Origin of the sequence: Marinospirillum sp. (genome assembly GCF_035271045.1) — a bacterium.
In the GTDB taxonomy this organism is placed as follows: Bacteria; Pseudomonadota; Gammaproteobacteria; order Pseudomonadales; family Halomonadaceae; genus Marinospirillum.
Window position 1 is genome coordinate 50,712 of the sequence record NZ_DATESC010000023.1, and the last position, 14,917, is coordinate 65,628.

Consider the following 14,917-nt stretch of genomic DNA (forward strand, 5'->3'; position numbering starts at 1 on the left):
CACTAATAAAACCACTGCCCCATTAGCACCACACCGGCATACCCAAGTGTGTAAGCTAAAAATAATTGCAAAAAATAACGCAAATAAGTCACGAAGGTTAAGCCTGGAATTTTGCTCATCGCCACAATACCCGCTGCAGAACCAATCACTAATAGCGAACCACCCACACCAACAGAGTAAGTTAAACCCAACCACTCACCCGTACTCATACTAATGCCTGATTTAAGCAAGGCGGCCGTTAAAGGCACGTTGTCAATAATGGCTGAGAAAATGCCCATTAAATAATTGGCAAAAACAGGTGGTAACACTTCATAAATGGCGACCATTGAATTCAGTGCTTCTATTTCTTTGAGCATTCCAACAATTAACAAAATACCAAGGAAAAATAGCAGTGTTTCAAACTCAATGGCTCGAACATACTCAAGTATCGGGTCTAAATCAGAATCGCTACTCATAAAGCGAGAGACTAAAAACATAATGGACAAGCCGAATAAAAAGGTCAGTACAGGCGGAATACTAAAAATCACATTGCCACTAATCGTCACAAAAATCGTACTTAAAAACAAAATACCTATCACGATATCTACACGTCTAACAACAGTATTTTTAGATTCAAGAACCACTTGCCCTGATAAACCTCTACCTAACAAGACCGCCAATATTAATACCGTCAGCAAAGCGGGAATCGCTAGGATTAGCAAGCTTAAAATGGCAACCTTTCCCGCCAAAAAAATCATTAACGTAGTCACATCACCCGTAATCAGTGCCACACCGCCAGAGTTAACGGCAAAGACCACTAACGTAATGAATTTTATGCGTTTTCTAAGGTTAAGATTAAGCGATAAAATTAACGTGCAAGACACTAAAGTAGCAGTAATATTGTCGGCTAAAGAAGAAAAAACAAAACAGAACAGCCCCGTTAGCAGCAATAATCCCCGTTCAGAAACTTTACGAGGCATAATTAAAAATATTAAATTTTCAATTAACCCTTTTTTGTTTAAATACGCGACAAACGTCATAGCAGCGACTAAAAACAGCCATAAACCGGCTATTTCTGCAATGCTTTCGGCTAACCCAGTAGAAACCAAGGTGGTTTGCTCTGGACTACGACTAAAAGCAAATAACAGCATCCAGCTTAACGTGCCAAAAAACAGCGTTACTTTTGCTTTATTAATGTGTGTAAATTCTTCAAAGATAACGCCAAGCAGTGCTAGCAAGGCTAGAACAATGAGGGTGTAGTCTAAAATGGACATGGTTTTTCCAGTGCAGGTCGGAAGGAGCGCAATGCTTTAATGACAAAGCGCGACAAATCCTAGAACCTGCCAGAATGTGAGTCAAGACTAACCGGACGTTAAATACTTAATTTAATCTGCAGCGACTTCAGCGTGCTCTAATAAAAACTCAACAAACGCACGATCGGCAATTGACTGGTAAGCCCCTTTTTTCCATGCAATGGACATATTTAAGAAAACAGGTTCTTCAAAAGGAATTGCAACCAAGTCTGGCTCGTCTTTTAACACCATTTTCAAAAAGACCGTAATGCCAAAACCTTGCCTAACAATCGATTTGGTTAGTGGAATCAAGTTAGATTCAAAAGCAACCCTGGGCGTTAAGCCTGATTTTTCACAAACACGGTCAATGAATTCACGGTGAAAATAGCCTTCTTTAAACAACACCAACTCTTCTTCAAAGAACTCTTTAAAACTCACCGAGCTTAGCGCCGCAAAACGGTGATCGTGTGGTACACAAACCACCATTTCTTCTTGTAAAAAAGGCATGGCTTCTAGGTCTTTGGGTACGCGGTCAGCAACAATAACCCCAACGTCTAATTCACCTTCACGAATTTTCTTTTGAATGCTGCGTGTACCGTCTTCAAAAACAGCTAAATTTAAGCTTTGATGGCGGTGTTTAAAAGCCATTAAAATGGGTGGGAAATAGTAAGAACCCAGCATACTAGGAATACCAATCCGCACTTCACCTTTAGTTAAACCACGGGCTTCGTTAAGCGCCAATTCAGCCGCTTCCACTTCATCTAAAATGCGCCGCGCATGAACCATTAAAATAGCCCCTTCTGCGGTAGGCTTTACACGCTTTTCACCGCGATCCAGCAGCGACAAGCCCATCTGCTTTTCCATATTGCGAATCGACATACTAACGGCAGGCTGAGCAACACCCAATCTTTCTGCTGCAAGGGTAAAGCTACCTAAATCAGCAACAGTCACTAAATAACGTAGGGGTCGAATATCCATAACATGACCTTATTCTGAGGATTCATTAGATGAATTTTGCTTATTAACCAAGTCTGCGTAAAGTGTGTTTTTTTCATTTACAGGCTAAACCAATGATTGAAGCAAAAACACCCGCTTTCTGGCGTGCTACTTTAGCACTTTGCTGCGGTTCCTTCATGATTTTCAGTAATCTTTATGTGACTCAGCCATTACTGCCTGAATTCCAAACAGCTTTTAATATTTCTACCTTAGAAGCGAACGCTTCTTTAGCTGTTACTACTTTAATGCTGGGTATTTCACTTTTAATCTATGGGCCTTTATCTGATGCTATTGGGCGGCGCGTCATTATGCTAGCCACCATGAGCGGCACTTTACTTATTACACTTGCTTTGGCTTGGGTACCTAATTACACCAGCCTACTTATTTTACGCGCCCTACAAGGTTTTTTATTGGGCGGTTTACCTGCGGTAGCGATTGCTTACATGGGGGATGAATTTAGCAAAAAAGCAATGGCATTAGCGGTGGGTATTTATATTAGCGCCAACTCGTTAGGTGGCATTAGCGGACGGCTATTTTCTGGTTTTTTGGCTGATGCATTTAACTGGCGAGCAAGCTTTATTGGCGCAGCGGTTATATCCATCGTTTGTTTAAGTTTTTTTTGGTGGGCGTTACCTAAGTCTAAAAACTTCCAACCCCAAAAACCCAGCCTAACTCGAATGCTAAACGATCTATTCGCCCACCTTAAAAACCCTTTGCTGCTGTTTGTTTATATTTTAGGTGGCTTAAATTTTTTTATTTTCATTAATCAATACAGCTACGTAACTTATTTATTGTCGGCTGATCCTTGGCTATTAAGCAGCAGCTTTTTAGGTATGTTGTTTTTAACTTACTTAACAGGAACTTGGGCGGCTTCTATGTCGGGGCGCATTGCTTTGGTACTAGCGCAACCATTAGGCATGGCGATGGGTGTCGGCCTTTTAATGTTGGGTAGTTTAGTAATGTTAATACCCAGCGTATGGGCAATTGTTGGCGGGTTATTAATTAACAGCTTTGGTTTTTTCTTTTGCCATTCCAATATTACTAGCTGGGTTAGCCGCCAAGCCCAAACAGCACGCGCCAGTGCCAGCGCACTTTATTTGGTGTTTTATTATGTAGGCGCAAGTACTGGTGGTTTTTACTTAGATCCATTTTGGCAAGCAATGCAGTGGCAAGGGGTTATTTTGGGTTCTTTATTGGTGTTTGTAGTTACGCTGGGGATTAGCTTATGGCTATGGAAGCAAGACCCGCGCACGCTAAGCCAGTTAGCCTAGCTAACCAAAGCCGACCAAATAAGGCGCAACGCCAATAAAGTTAAAACAACATTAATCATCCGGCTAAATTTTTGGTTGCTTAATTTATTAAGCAACTTTAAACCTAACCAAGTACCCACTGCGCCACTTAAAACCATCAGCAGCATTAAACCCAACCAATCCGCAAACACAAAACCTGCTGCACCAAACACAACAGCTTTAGGTAAATGCTGAACACTCATGGTTGCCGCAAAGTTAGCAACGGTACGAAAACGATCACCCTGATGTTGCTGCTTCACAAAGGCCGCGACTAAAGGGCCAGTTGCGCCAGCAAACATACTAACAAAGGTGGTTATCAGTGCAGCAAAAAAAGTGCCTACGCGCCCTAAACCTATGGCAGGAACTTTAGGCCCCCAAGTTAAAAACAAGATAAAACCAGCAATGGTGAGCTGTAAAAATTGCATCGGTAATTCAACTAAAAATAAACTGGCTAAACCTGCCCCTAAAATTGCACCGGGTGTAAAAGCTGCAAGGCGCTTCCAATCAATGCCTTTAAAGGTCATAACAGCACGGTTAAAATTAGAGCCAAACTGCACCATGCCATGCAGAGGAATAATAGCGGCTGGGGGTAAAATTAACGCCATCACTGCTAACAGCAAAACACCACCACCCACGCCAATACTAGCGGTCATGGCAGACGTAATACCGGCAAAAATAATCAGCAATAAGCTATTTAATAAACTCAGTTGTTCAGGTAAAAGGTATTCAAGGTAGGGCACACTAAAGTCCAGAGATACGTAAGCAGTCATTGTAGTCATCTAAACGCCGGTCATAATTAGCGTCTTGATCTGCTAAAGAAGGCAGCCTAAAACCAACATTAATAATACCTGCCGCGATGATGGAAAAATCAGTTTCTGACTGTAAACCGGATTGCATTGAACAATTTAGGCGACTTTTTTCATAGAAGGAGAGTTTATCTACATTCACAGGCATAAATAGCTTTTCAAAATTAACGCTGCTGCAGCCGCTACTTAATAACAGACACACTAAACAGCCGCCAATCAATAGCGGTTGTTTTTTTAAATTAAAAATACGTTTAATTAACAAATAAGGCATTTAAAAGGTGCTTTTAGATGAGCAGTACTACCTATGTTATCTTATTCATTGGTCAAGCTAAACCCCAAATGGCGTAAAAAATGTTGGAAATTGACGTGATTCCTGTAACGCCTTTTACACAAAGCACGACCTTGATTTGGTGTGATGAAATAGAACGTTTATTTTTTAACAGCCCATCGAATTAAAACGAGCGTTTGTCTAAAAGACTGGTTTGATGCTAGAGTTAACTTTGCCAAGAAAATAACAATAATGGAGATTATTATGGTTTCTAGTTGCTGGCCTTATCGACTAAAAATTGTTTGCCTTTTATTAAGTGCAAGCTTTTTTACGCCCACCCTTTTTGCTGATTCTGCACTGCTTAAACAAGCCTTAAAGTCTGAATTAATTACCCAATCTTTACTGCTAGACATTACCGCTGCAGGTGATCGCCTTGTTGCTGTGGGTGAGCGAGGGCATATTATTTACCGCGACGCGCTTAATAAGGGTACTAAGCAAATTTGGCAACAAGCTAAAGTACCGGTGATAAGCCAGTTAACCGGGGTTGATTTTGCTACAGCCGACCTTGGCTTTGCAGTAGGACACGAGGCAACCATCTTACGTAGCAGCGATGCTGGTGTTAGTTGGCAGTTGGTGCAGCATGACACAGAAGAAGCACCGTTATTAGATGTTTTCTTTATTTCAGCGCAAACAGGCTTTGCGGTCGGCGGCTATGGTTTGCTACTAAAGACACAAGACTCAGGCAAAACTTGGCAAAATTTAAGCGATAAACTACCTAACCCTGAAGGCTATCACAACAATGCCATTACTCAAGATATAGCGGGGCATTTGTTTATTGTTGGCGAACGCGGCAGTGTTTATCGCTCTACCGACTTAGGTGACTCTTGGCAAGCATTGCAACTGGATTATGACGGCTCTTTATTTGGTGTTTTTAGCACCCCAGCCGGACAACTAGTTGCCACTGGTTTACGGGGTAATTTATTTATGAGCTTAGACACCGGCAATTCTTGGCAGCCACTTAAACACGCCGGTGAACAAACGTTAAACACGGGTCTAGTATTAGATAACTTAGGTAATAATTCGTTATTACTGCTAGGTCAAAATGGTGAATACCTAACTGGCGCAGCGCAAGCGCTTAATTTGCATACGCTATCAGGTCGCTATTCTTTATTAGCTGCCGCTCGCCAAGGTAATGAGTGGGTAGCTGTTGGACGCGGCGGTATACACAGCCTGCCATTACCTACAACAGCAGACCGCTAAGGATATCACTATGAACACACCACACATCGCTGTTAATAAACCACACACTGCTGTTATTGAAGCCCCGACTATTGAAAAAGCTTTCTTTAATTTTCGTCCATTTTGGTTGGCTTTATTTTTAATGCTAACGGTTTTTTTAGGTTATCAAGCCATTCAAGTAAAGCCTGAAGCCAGTTTTGAGAAACTGATTCCGCTGTCGCACCCCTACATTGAAAACTTTATGGAGCGCCAAGACGATTTGCGCGGTTTAGGCAATGCAGTGCGTTTGGTGGTAGTAGCCAAGCAAGGTGCGGATATTTTTAGTGCGGACTATATGCAGCGCTTACAAGATGTTTATGAAGAAGTCCGCTATTTAGAAGGCGTTGACCAATCTGCCGTTCGGTCTTTGTGGGATCCTGCGGTGCGCTGGACGCAAGTGACTGAAGAAGGTTTTGAAGGCGGCACGGTGATTCCTGATACCTACGATGGCAGCCCTGAAAGCTTAGAGGCGCTGCGTGAAAACCTGCTTAAATCGGGTCAAGTGGGCATTATGATTGCTAACGATTTTCGCTCAACCCTTGTGGTTGCACCGCTGCTGGATAAAGTCGATGGCAAACCACTGGATTACCAAGCTTTTTCTGCAGCTTTAGAAACAGTGCGCGATCAGTTTAGTGATGAGCAGTTTGAAGTGCGTATCATTGGTTTTGCTAAATTAATTGGTGATTTAATTGATGGCGCAACGCAAGTTGGGTTTTTCTTTCTGATTGCTCTGCTCATTACTTTTGTACTTTTGTACTTTTATTCACGGTGCGTTAAAAGTGCGCTAATTTCGTTATTTTGTTCGGTAATTGCCGTTACTTGGCAATTGGGGCTACTGAACCTTCTAGGTTATGGTCTGGATCCCTACTCTATGCTGGTGCCTTTTTTAGTGTTTGCGATTGCGATTTCACATGGTGTACAAGTGATTAATGCAATGGCTTTAGAAGCTTCTTTTGGGCATGACCGTACCACTGCTGCACGTTTAGCTTTTCGCAGTTTGTACATTGCCGGTATGTTGGCGCTGGTGTCAGATGCGATTGGCTTTATGACGCTGCTGTTTATTGACATCCAAGTTATTCAAGAATTAGCCATTGCTGCTTCTTTAGGCGTAGCAGTCATTATTTTAACCAACTTAATTTTACTACCGCTGCTGATGTCTTATTTAGGCGTAGGATCTAAAAGCATTCTACGTGCCAAAAATAAACGCTTAGAAGACTCACCCGTTTGGCGGCGTTTATCTTTTTTCACCCATGCAAAAGTTGCGCCTTGGTCAATTTTAGTTGCCGCAATTTTAGGGGGCGTAGGCTTTTTAGCCAGTGCTGATTTGCAAATTGGTGATTTAGACAAAGGTGCGCCTGAATTACGCCCTGACTCGCGCTATAACCAAGACAATGCTTTTGTCACCGATAACTATGCGACCAGTGCCGATGTATTAGTTGTGATGGTAGAAACCCCTGAACAAGGTTGTGTTGCCTATGAAGCCTTAGAAGCCGTCGACCGATTGGAATGGCAGATGCGTAACGTGGCGGGTGTGCAAGGTACATTATCGCCTGCCTACATTACCAAGCGCGTGATTGCTGGTTTTAACGAAGGCAATTTAAAATGGGAAACCCTTGATCGTAATCAGTTTGTGCTTAACCAAGCCATGAGCAATCTACCTGCAGGCATGATAAATAACCGCTGTGATTTATTGCCGGTGATTCTTTACCTAGAAGACCATAAAGCGAATACCTTAGTCACCGTAACCAAGGCCGTAGAAGCCTTTGCAGCAGAAAACAATTCTGAATATGCGCGTTTTATGCTAGCTGCCGGTAGTGCTGGTATTGAAGCTGCCACCAACGAAGAAATTGCCCGCGCACAAACGTTTATGCTGATTTTTGTTTATGCCGTGGTTGCCTCTTTAGTGTTTATTACCTTCAAATCTTGGCGAGCGGTGGTGTGCATTGTTGCACCGCTGGGTTTAACATCAGTGCTTTGTCAGGCACTTATGGCACAACTAGGCATAGGTGTAAAAGTTGCTACCTTACCAGTGATTGCACTGGGGGTAGGCATTGGTGTTGACTATGGTATTTACATTTATTCACGCTTACGCGATTACTTGCGTGAAGGTGAAACCTTGCAAGCCGCCTATTACCACACGCTGCATTCAACCGGCAAAGCCGTTAGCTTCACCGGCTTAACCTTGGCGATTGGTGTGGGCACTTGGGTTTTTTCACCCATTAAATTTCAGGCTGATATGGGTATCTTGCTCACTTTTATGTTTATTTGGAACATGGTCGGTGCACTTTGGTTGCTGCCAGCATTTGCCCATTACTTACTAAAAGACCCATCTAAGGCCTAGTTTCTGGCTTAGCTTTTACTAGCTTGATTTTTAGATGAATCAATTACGCGCCCTGTGGTGCATTGCACAACACCCTCAGCCGTCAAGGTCAGCTTCCAACGCTGTACCTTGACGGGTTCTTTACTTTTTAAGTCTTCAATGACTAACACCAAATTATAATAATGGCGTTGTTCAATCAGGTGCGTACCCACTTTGGACTGTTCATCATTAATATCATAATAATAAACGGGCGTTTTTATGGTGCTTAGCAAATCAGCAAAAGGCTTGAAATCAATTTCGATACTTTCCTCGACGTTTTCTTCAAGGTTTAAATGCCCTTCACTTTCCATCACTGAGCGCAAAAAAAAGATGTTTTTATCGGCATTAAAAAACCATTTACCGCTATTGTTTTTAACCTGTTCCGGCAACTGCTCATAACGAATCACTGAACGCCATAAAAACTGCTGAAATAAAAGCGGGTCTTTGGTACTTTTACGGTAGCGCAATTTCCAAAGTGCTTTATCTTGACGAATTTTATCGGTTAATACTTTCACCAAATCATCACGCAATAAATCACGCAAGGCATACACCAAAGCAACGGTTAAAATAAGCCCAACACTCAGCGAATAACCCGAATCACGAAAGTAAAAAATAAACACGGTAAACAGACTCATAACCAGCATGGTAATCAGAGCTTTAACACTGCGCCTTGCTATATGCCCTAATTCAACCACATCGGCTTTTAGCAAAATAAATCGGTCTAAAAAACGCCGATATAACTGCATTCGGTAAAAAACCCGTGCTGAACGGCCATCTAATTCTTTTAAATAGCCTTGCACTTTACGGTAATCAATTTCTTGGCGTAAAAAGTCGATAACTTCAATTTTCGTTACTTCAGGTAGTTTTCCCCAATCAGAGTGCTTAATTAAAGCCAACATACTTTGCTCAGCTAACCAAGAAAAATACACATCCAATTGACGCTGATAACGACTTTGCCTTGGTTCATTAGAAACATGAGTACGAATACGCTTAGCAAAACTTTTACAAAGCAGTACCAAGCGCGAAACCGGCTGTTCTGCTAAGCCTGATTGTTGTATTTGATACTGTATTTTTTCAATATTGCGCTGAAACGTTGCCATCCAAGTACTACGTAAGGTTTCGTAGTGGGGTGATAATAAAGACACTGGCTGCTCTAAGTGCTGTTTTTTATCTTCAGGAGTACCCAGAATTCGGTAACGAAAATCCACCGGACGCGCATTCCAATCAGCATGATTAAGCTGTTCGGGTAAATGTTCTACGTCTGCAGGTGGAAAGAGGTACAAGCTAGCCACCGTCTTTTTTGACTTAGGCAAGGTTCTTATAAACTCTAGGATATACTCAGATTTATTTTTTTGCGAAAACATCAACCCACCCATAAAAATACTACAAAAGAACGCATTTGCTGAAAGATCATCGTAAGGCGTAAAATAGCAGTTTATTCGCTGCTAAACAGGCAAAACTTTGGCTGATCTAACTCCACCCGCTGCAACACCACTAACCGGCCCTATTTTGGTTTTTGATTCGGGTGTTGGTGGGCTGTCAATTGTACAAGCATTACGCGAACGTATGCCCAGCCTACCTTTAATTTATGCCTGTGATAATGCCGCTTTTCCTTACGGGCAAAAACCTGAAGCTTGGCTAAAGCAAAGAGTCTATGCTGTTGTCAGTGGCTTGGTAGAAGCGATTCAACCTTGTTTAATTATCATCGCCTGCAACACAGCCAGCACTTTAACCTTACCTGAATTACGCCAACACTTTAATTTGCCAATCGTCGGTGTTGTTCCAGCCATAAAACCGGCTGCTTTAATAACCCGCAGCAGGCAAATGGGCTTACTAGCAACCTGTGGTACAGTTAACCGACCTTACACTCAACAGTTAATTAATGAATTTGCTGCGGATTGCAACATTATAAAAGTGGGTAGTAATCGCCTCGTTGAATTAGCTGAAGTCTTTTTAGCTGGGGGTCAAGTTGCTGACAAAGACCTACTAGAAATTCTACAGCCATTATTAGCAGAACCGCGCCTTGATACAGTTATATTAGGTTGCACGCATTTTCCTTTACTGCAAGCACAACTTGCCAAAGTCGCCGAACAAGCTGGTGCAGCACCTTGGCAATGGATAAATTCAGGCGCTGCCATTGCGCGGCGTGTGGTGCAATTGCTAGATGATGCTGGTTATGCCAACCCATCTAGCCCCGAAAACTTCGCCGCTAGCTGCTGGTTAACCGCACCTTTAGCAATAAATAGCCAGCTACCACGATCTTTGCAGCGCTTTGGTTTTAATCATCTAAAATACTTGACGGGTTTTGAATTTACTGAACACGCCATTTAACATTTTTTTTACGAGATAAAAAACAACTTATGTCTTCTAGTCTTCCTCAGGTAAATCCAGCTATTTATTCACAATTGCTGGCTGAAAAAGCAGCATTATTACGCCAAACTTTTGCTGAATTTAATCCACCTAAGCTAGAGGTTTTTGCTTCGCCCGCTAGCCATTACCGTTTGCGTACTGAGTTTCGTGTTTGGCATGAAGGCGATGATTTATTTTATGCCATGTTTGAAATAGGTGAAGATCCTAAAAAAGACCGCACACTGGTTCGTATGGAGCAATACCCTGTTGCAGGAAAAGAAATTAACCGCTTAATGCCGCTGTTGCTGGATGCCATTCGTGACAAGCCCTTGCTGCGCCACCGTTTATTTCAAGTTGAGTTTTTAACGACTTTATCGGGCCAAGTATTACTGAGCTTAATTTATCACCGCCAGCTAGAAGACGAATGGGAAATAGCCGCCAAGAAGCTGCAAGAACAACTGGGTGTTATGATTATTGGTAGAGCCAGAAAACAAAAGCGCGTATTAGAACAAGATTTTGTTGTTGAGGCTTTACAAGTCAACGGGCAAACATTGCTTTATAAACAAGTAGAAGGCAGTTTTACTCAACCCAACCCTTGGATTTGTCAAAGTATGTTGGAATGGGCAGACGCTGTTTCTAGTCTTAAAGCGGATGAAGAAAAACGTGACCTAGTGGAACTCTACTGCGGCAATGGTAATTTCACGCTGGCTTTAGCCAATAACTTTAGGCAATTACTAGGCACTGAAATTAGCCGCACTTCCGTTGCAGCCGGACAGTATAACATTCAGGCGAATAAGATTGATAATGTAAGAATTGAGCGCATCGCTGCTGAAGATTTTTCTAAAGCATTAAATGAGCCCAATTCAGAAGAAGCCAGTAAATTTAATTTACAAGCGTATGATTTTTCAACCGTCTTGGTAGACCCACCCAGAGCAGGGCTGGATAACGATACGCTAGCACAGGTGCAAAACTACGAGTGCATTATCTATATTTCCTGCAACCCAGCAACGCTTGCAGAAAATCTAAAAACACTAACGCTTACGCATAGAATTGAGCGGTTAGCTTTCTTTGACCAATTCCCCTACACCCACCATGCCGAGTGCGGGGTTTATTTGGTTAGACATTAGCGCTTTAGCTACGGCTTTGCTGGTTTTTTGGGTAAAGCCAAAAAGCAAACCAGCGAGTAAAGCGCGGCATTAATACATAAGACATTAAAGGCATTAAAAAACCAGTGATAATCATTGTTCTTAACAAGAGGGGGACTGGCTGCAATAAATCACCAAAAACTAAAAAAATTATCGATACCGCAGGATAAAGTGCTAACCAACTAACTAAGGTCATTTTATATTTAGGTGGTGGTTTAACTGGGTTTTGTCCTGGCAAGGTAAACCAAGTCACCATCCCTGAAAGCACTTCAGTTTTAGCTGGCTCTATTAAAAGCTCTTCAAAGTTATCCAAATATGCCAAACGTTCTGCTGAATTTTGCCACTTTTCTAGATCAGCTGGGGTTCTAAACTTAAAAACAATACGGTATTCAGGATCATCCGCTGATGCAGGGCGAAACATATTACTGCCTAAATGCCCCTTAAACTTGGTTGCCGTATTAGACATGGCAGTGCTTAATTTTTCAAACTCGGCTTCACAACCTGATTTAACACGCCTTGAAACAACAACGGTGACAGCACTAGCAGGGTCTTCAGCAACGGGAGTGGATTGGCTCATTTTCATTCTCACTTAAGTTTCATTAAAACTTATTTACCTAACTTTTTAGCTGAAGTACCACCCATACCAAAATGCTGTTTAGGCATTTCTGTAATAATTACGCGAACAACTTCTCTAGGTGCGTTCAGTGTTTTAACCATGGCTTCAGTTATTTCAGAAATTAATGCTTCTTTAACTTCGTCACTACGACCTTCTAGTATATAAATTTGCGCTATTGGCATTTTTTTCTTCCTAAAGTTATTGGTTAGTAATATTTATAATTTAAAAAGGGCTAAAAACGCTTCTAGCTTTTAGCCCTTTTTATAGATTAGAAAACTTTAGTTAAAGAGGCACGTATAGTTCTACCGTTACCAACAAAATTTTCATAACCAAATTCTTTGTAGGCGGCAATATCTGCACCTAGCATAATGCTTGGCCAAAACTTACCTACTGACATACCCAGCGCATTACGCTCTTCTTTATTTGATCCAGACATCTCTCTAGTCATGTAGCCAATAATACCTACATCTAAAGTGCCATAACTTTTACCTAAGCCCCATTCAAGCGTAAGGTTATCGTTTACTGTTACCCCACCACTTTTATCACCATTAATTTCATAACGGCCTAAACCACTTAAAGTAATATCACCTGCTTGGTTTAACTTATAGGTACCACCAAAGGTCAGCATAATGCCATCATGACCTTCACCCACTTTATCCTTATCACCGGTTTCAGCCCAGTAGCCCATGCCACCGACTGCATCCCAGCGTTCGCCATGCCAGCCAATTACACCACCCAAATACAAATCACCCAAACCTGACTCACTTTTAACAGTTGTTCCACCCGCCTTAACTTTTTCATTAATCATAGGCAAGATGGTTTCTAAGGTTAAATCACCACCTAAAAACTTTTGGGGAGTTACCCAAATAAGCCTGTGCGCTAAAGCATTGACAGTTACATCCACACTGCCTTCCACATCATAATTAACGTAGTAGCCCTTATAATAAACACCGGGTGGTGGTACAGAACTAGCTTTTACACCTTCTATACCTGGAACATAGTGGCCTGCAAAAGTTGGCGCTGATAAACAAGTTGAGATAGCTGCAGCAATTGTGAGTTGTTTGATTTTCATTTTATAAAGTACCTTGTTATTTTTATTGGTGTTATTTTTTATAGTGTTAGAACATCCTTGTTCTTTTTTTGTTAGTAGTAATTAACTAAACAAACTTTGCAGTAATACTGCCTAAGCCTTGGTAGCGGATATTAATCGAATCACCACGGTTAACTGTCACTGCCGCTGTAATACCACCGGTCATAATAAAAGTGCCTGCCGGAATTTCTTCACCACGTTCGCCCATCATGTTAGCCAGCATGGCAACCGAAGCCGCTGGATGGCCTAATACCGCAGCACCGGCACCCGTAGCGACAATTTCGCCATTAATTTCCATGACAACACCTAGATTTTTAACATCAACATCTTCTAGGCGTGCCATACGGCCACCGGTAATAAAACGGCTGGAACTGGAGTTGTCAGCAATCACGCTTTTTAAGTCGAACTTAAAATCTTTGTAGCGTGAATCAATTACTTCTACGGCTGGAATAATAAAATCAGTGGCTCTTAACACATCACCAATATGGATGCCTGGACCTTTAAGCGGGGCTTTGGTTACAAAGGCAATTTCTGCTTCAATTTTTGGATGAATCAACTCATCCATTTTGATTTCACCGCCTTCTGGCACGCTAAAGTAGTCGGCTAGGTAGCCATAGCAGGGTTGTTCAACTCCCATTTGCGCCATTTTTGCCCAAGAGGTTAAACCCATTTTCATGCCAACAACTTTATGACCACGTGCCACTTTGCGACGACGTACTTCCCACTGCACATCAAAGGCATCACGGTAGGTCATTTCTGGATATTTATCAGTGACTTTGGTAATTTCTTGCTGCTTTAACTCTGCCTCTTCACAGTAGGTCGCTAGCTCATCAATTTGAGCTTTAGTGAGTTTGTTTGTATTTTCCATTAGATTAACCCTTGTTCTTTTGCCATGGTCAGTGCCAGGTCTTCAATCATGTCTTCTTGTCCACCCACGGTACCGCGACGGCCTAGTTCAACTAAAAGGTCACGAGCAGAGATGCCGTATTTTTCTTCGGCACGCTTTGCAAACAGTAGGAAGGAGGAATAAACACCGGCATAGCCTAGTGTCAGTGAATTACGGTCAACTCGAACCGGATGATCCATCATAGGAACAACGAGGTCTTCAGCTACATCCATAATTTTGAATAGATCAACACCGGTTTCAACGCCCATGCGATCAAGCACAGCACAGAAAACTTCTAGGGGTGTATTACCCGCACCAGCACCTAAACCTGCGACTGAACCATCAATGCGGCTAGCACCGGCTTCAATGGCAGCCAGCGAGTTAGCAATGCCCATACCTAGGTTGTGGTGGCCATGAAAACCTACTTCGATATTTTTAGGTAGTTCTTTACGCAGCAGGCCAATGCGAGCAGTGACATCATCCGGCAGCATATAACCCGCCGAGTCAGTGGCATAAATGCAGTTAGCACCGTATTCAACCATGAGTTTGGCTTGCTCCAGAATT

At 42.2% G+C, this 14,917-nt stretch carries 15 protein-coding genes; 5 read left to right on the forward strand and 10 right to left on the reverse strand.

The genetic code is table 11. The features are described 5' to 3' along the window. Window positions 1–2: 2 nt before the first annotated feature. Both nhaD and VJY63_RS09245 read right to left on the reverse strand, forming a co-directional pair. Window positions 3–1,253: a sodium:proton antiporter NhaD gene (gene nhaD, locus VJY63_RS09240; RefSeq protein WP_324050188.1), complete on the reverse strand. Its 1,251-nt coding sequence runs from the start codon at window positions 1,251–1,253 to the stop codon at window positions 3–5. 111 nt (window positions 1,254–1,364) lie between these two features. After that, window positions 1,365–2,249, reverse strand: a complete 885-nt coding sequence (locus VJY63_RS09245) for a LysR family transcriptional regulator (protein WP_324050190.1) — start codon at window positions 2,247–2,249, stop codon at window positions 1,365–1,367. Between the two features lie 92 nt (window positions 2,250–2,341). Between VJY63_RS09245 and VJY63_RS09250 the strand changes: the two genes are divergently transcribed. Next, complete coding sequence (locus VJY63_RS09250; RefSeq protein ID WP_324050192.1) at window positions 2,342–3,538, forward strand: MFS transporter; 1,197 nt, start codon at window positions 2,342–2,344, stop codon at window positions 3,536–3,538. On the opposite strand, the gene VJY63_RS09255 is transcribed toward VJY63_RS09250, so the two are convergent. Continuing rightward, a complete protein-coding gene (locus tag VJY63_RS09255; RefSeq protein ID WP_324050193.1) occupies window positions 3,535–4,326 on the reverse strand; it encodes a sulfite exporter TauE/SafE family protein in 792 nt (263 codons plus the stop codon). The genes VJY63_RS09250 and VJY63_RS09255 overlap by 4 nt on opposite strands. Continuing rightward, on the reverse strand, window positions 4,298–4,633 hold the full coding sequence (locus VJY63_RS09260; RefSeq protein WP_324050195.1) for a hypothetical protein: 336 nt from the start codon (window positions 4,631–4,633) through the stop codon (window positions 4,298–4,300). Before VJY63_RS09260 ends, VJY63_RS09255 begins: the two co-directional genes overlap by 29 nt. A 261-nt stretch (window positions 4,634–4,894) precedes the next feature. Between VJY63_RS09260 and VJY63_RS09265 the strand changes: the two genes are divergently transcribed. Together VJY63_RS09265 and VJY63_RS09270 are read left to right on the forward strand one after the other, a co-directional pair. Continuing rightward, window positions 4,895–5,890, forward strand: a complete 996-nt coding sequence (locus VJY63_RS09265; RefSeq protein WP_324050197.1) for a WD40/YVTN/BNR-like repeat-containing protein — start codon at window positions 4,895–4,897, stop codon at window positions 5,888–5,890. A 10-nt stretch (window positions 5,891–5,900) separates the two neighbouring features. Then, a complete protein-coding gene (locus VJY63_RS09270; RefSeq protein ID WP_324050199.1) occupies window positions 5,901–8,249 on the forward strand; it encodes an efflux RND transporter permease subunit in 2,349 nt (782 codons plus the stop codon). Between the two features lie 8 nt (window positions 8,250–8,257). Here VJY63_RS09270 and VJY63_RS09275 read toward each other — a convergent pair whose 3' ends face one another. Beyond that, window positions 8,258–9,631: a hypothetical protein gene (locus VJY63_RS09275; RefSeq protein WP_324050201.1), complete on the reverse strand. Its 1,374-nt coding sequence runs from the start codon at window positions 9,629–9,631 to the stop codon at window positions 8,258–8,260. Between the two features lie 97 nt (window positions 9,632–9,728). On the opposite strand from VJY63_RS09275, the gene murI reads away from it, so the two are divergent. Both murI and trmA read left to right on the forward strand, forming a co-directional pair. After that, window positions 9,729–10,598, forward strand: a complete 870-nt coding sequence (murI, locus tag VJY63_RS09280) for a glutamate racemase (RefSeq protein ID WP_324050202.1) — start codon at window positions 9,729–9,731, stop codon at window positions 10,596–10,598. Window positions 10,599–10,627: 29 nt separating this feature from the next. Continuing rightward, complete coding sequence (trmA, locus tag VJY63_RS09285) at window positions 10,628–11,743, forward strand: tRNA (uridine(54)-C5)-methyltransferase TrmA (protein WP_324050204.1); 1,116 nt, start codon at window positions 10,628–10,630, stop codon at window positions 11,741–11,743. A gap of 4 nt (window positions 11,744–11,747) precedes the next feature. On the opposite strand, the gene VJY63_RS09290 is transcribed toward trmA, so the two are convergent. The 5 genes from VJY63_RS09290 to dmpG all read right to left on the reverse strand — a co-directional run. After that, window positions 11,748–12,338, reverse strand: coding sequence for an antibiotic biosynthesis monooxygenase (locus tag VJY63_RS09290; protein WP_324050206.1), 591 nt, complete (start codon window positions 12,336–12,338; stop codon window positions 11,748–11,750). Between the two features lie 29 nt (window positions 12,339–12,367). Then, window positions 12,368–12,559, reverse strand: a complete 192-nt coding sequence (locus VJY63_RS09295) for a 2-hydroxymuconate tautomerase (protein WP_324050208.1) — start codon at window positions 12,557–12,559, stop codon at window positions 12,368–12,370. Window positions 12,560–12,645: 86 nt separating this feature from the next. Beyond that, window positions 12,646–13,449, reverse strand: a complete 804-nt coding sequence (locus VJY63_RS09300; protein ID WP_324050210.1) for a transporter — start codon at window positions 13,447–13,449, stop codon at window positions 12,646–12,648. A gap of 85 nt (window positions 13,450–13,534) precedes the next feature. After that, on the reverse strand, window positions 13,535–14,335 hold the full coding sequence (gene dmpH / locus VJY63_RS09305; protein WP_324050212.1) for a 2-oxo-3-hexenedioate decarboxylase: 801 nt from the start codon (window positions 14,333–14,335) through the stop codon (window positions 13,535–13,537). Beyond that, on the reverse strand, window positions 14,335–14,917 hold a 583-nt coding region (gene dmpG, locus VJY63_RS09310), incomplete at its 5' end, for a 4-hydroxy-2-oxovalerate aldolase (RefSeq protein WP_324050213.1). The genes dmpH and dmpG, both read right to left, overlap by 1 nt.